The 2500-nt window shown below is 52.9% G+C and carries 2 tRNA genes and 2 rRNA genes (1 of these 4 cut by a window edge); all 4 read right to left on the bottom strand.

Features of this window, described 5'->3' with window-relative positions:
- A 23S ribosomal RNA gene (locus BLU35_RS34770) occupies positions 1-1411 on the bottom strand (it extends 1396 nt beyond the left edge of the window).
- Between the two features lie 571 nt (positions 1412-1982).
- Positions 1983-2058 (bottom strand) — tRNA-Ala (locus BLU35_RS34765).
- Between the two features lie 31 nt (positions 2059-2089).
- A tRNA-Ile gene (locus BLU35_RS34760) sits at positions 2090-2166 on the bottom strand.
- 238 nt (positions 2167-2404) lie between these two features.
- A 16S ribosomal RNA gene (locus tag BLU35_RS34755) occupies positions 2405-2500 on the bottom strand; the annotation flags it as partial.

Here is a 2500-nt window from a genome sequence, read left to right as displayed (position 1 = left end):
CGCCTCGTCTTAGGGGCCGGCTAACCCTGCTCAGATTAACTTTAAGCAGGAACCCTTGGTCTTTCGGCGAGAGGGTCTCTCACCCTCTTTATCGTTACTCATGTCAACATTCGCACTTCCGATACCTCCAGGACCCCTCACGGGTATCCCTTCACAGGCTTACGGAACGCTCCGCTACCACTGCGGCATTCCGAAGAATGCTACAATCCTCAGCTTCGGTGCATGGCTTTAGCCCCGTTACATTTTCGGCGCAAAGACCCTTAATTAGACCAGTGAGCTGTTACGCTTTCTTTAAATGATGGCTGCTTCTAAGCCAACATCCTGGTTGTTTTGGGATCCTCACATCCTTTCCCACTTAGCCATGACTTGGGGACCTTAGCTGGAGGTCAGGGTTGTTGCCCTTTTCACGACGGACGTTAGCACCCGCCGTGTGTCTGCCGACTAGTACTCCTCGGTATTCGGAGTTTGGTTAGGATCAGTAAGACGGTGAGTCCCCATAGCCCATCCAGTGCTCTACCCCCGAGGGTATTCGGTCGACGCACTACCTAAATAGTTTTCGCGGAGAACCAGCTATTTCCGAGTTTGATTGGCCTTTCACCCCTAACCACAAGTCATCCCAATCTATTGCAACAGATGCGGGTTCGGTCCTCCAGTTGGTGTTACCCAACCTTCAACCTGCTCATGGCTAGATCACTCGGTTTCGGGTCTAATGCGACGAACTGAACGCCCTGTTCAGACTCGCTTTCGCTGCGCCTTCACCTATCGGCTTAAGCTTGCTCGTCACACTAAGTCGTTGACCCATTATACAAAAGGTACGCTGTCACCCTTGCGGGCTCCAACTGTTTGTAGGCATCCGGTTTCAGGTTCTATTTCACTCCCCTTGTCGGGGTGCTTTTCACCTTTCCCTCACGGTACTTGTTCGCTATCGGTCATGCACGAGTACTTAGGCTTGGAGAGTGGTCTCCCCATGTTCAGACAGGATTTCACGTGTCCCGCCTTACTCAAGGACACTGAGTGTTCTACGTGTAAGGGGCTATCACCCTCTACGGCCGACCTTTCCATGTCGTTCCACTTTATTCCTCAGTGCCACTGGCCTGGTCCGCGTTCGCTCGCCACTACTTGCGGAGTCTCGGTTGATGTCCTTTCCTGCAGGTACTTAGATGTTTCAGTTCCCTGCGTTCGCTTCTTACCCCTATGTATTCAGAGTAAGATACCTTTAAACAATACTTGGAAACCTAAGCCGTACTTGCGTACGACTTAAATTTTCCAAGCATTTAAGGTGGGTTCCCCCATTCGGAGATCCATGGATCAAAGCTCATTCGCAGCTCCCCACGGCTTATCGCAGCGTATCACGTCCTTCATCGCCTGTGCATGCCAAGGCATCCACCAAATGCCCTTCTTTCACTTGATCGTTCTCATTGCCAATGCTCATCCATTAGCCGTCGTCCCGAAGGGACGCGGCAGAAAGGGTTACCTTTTACAACCCAATCCTTATGAGATGCCATCGACGTGTTCGATACGGTCGCTTTATTGGAACCACGCCGAGCGGTTCACTTGCGCCATATCTTAAGACCAGCTTCTCGAGATCTGTCCGGTGATGCGCGGTCAGGCAACACCAATCCAGCATGAACACCAGAAGGGCACTCCGAAGAGCACCCAAACAATGATCATGCCTCAAGGACAAGGCTTCCTTCCTACCTCCAGACCCTCTTCCACTTCCGGTCGGCTAGACCATCCATGGCTTCATTGGGGCTGGGCTCGGACGTATCCAACGATCTCTCGACCATCTTCAACACCTGGAAGCTTCCAGACATATCTTCTCTTCACAATGTAATCAGAACAGGCATCAACTCTAAAAGAGCGATGCAAACTTTATTTCTCCAAGGATACTCTTCCCGAACCTTCAGGCACTCAAACGAAGCGAAGCTTCGCAAGGCCAAAGGCCGTCGCCGGTCGTCCGGCGTCCCAGTCCTAACCAAAAATGGTGGAGCTGAGCGGGATCGAACCGCTGACCCCCTGCTTGCAAAGCAGGTGCTCTCCCAGCTGAGCTACAGCCCCAACCGTTCCGATCATCTGCCAGATCCCAGAATGGTGGGCCCGGGCAGACTCGAACTGCCGACCTCACGCTTATCAGGCGTGCGCTCTAACCACCTGAGCTACGGGCCCATTCCGGTTGCACGCACCACCTAAGTGTCGCTCGACGCTTAAAGTGAGCGGGCGTGGTTCGTATCCTTGTGAGAAAGAGAAACGTGGACGGCGGCACTCGCCATACCATCATGATGCAAGCATCTAAGTGGCGTATTGCGTTTCGATGGTCACCTGACTGGTGCCATCTATGTTCTAAAAAGCACGGGAAAGGTCATATCGGCGAACCGATCGTCTTCCAATTCCACAGCTTCCTTAGAAAGGAGGTGATCCAGCCGCAGGTTCCCCTACGGCTACCTTGTTACGACTTCACCCCAGTCGCTGACCCTACCGTGGTTAGCTGCCTCCTTGCGGT

It is taken from the genome of Sinorhizobium sp. NFACC03 (assembly GCF_900103435.1).
GTDB lineage: Bacteria > Pseudomonadota > Alphaproteobacteria > Rhizobiales > Rhizobiaceae > Ensifer.
Note: the sequence above shows the minus strand (reverse complement) of the source record. Positions and strands in the feature narration are given on the sequence as shown.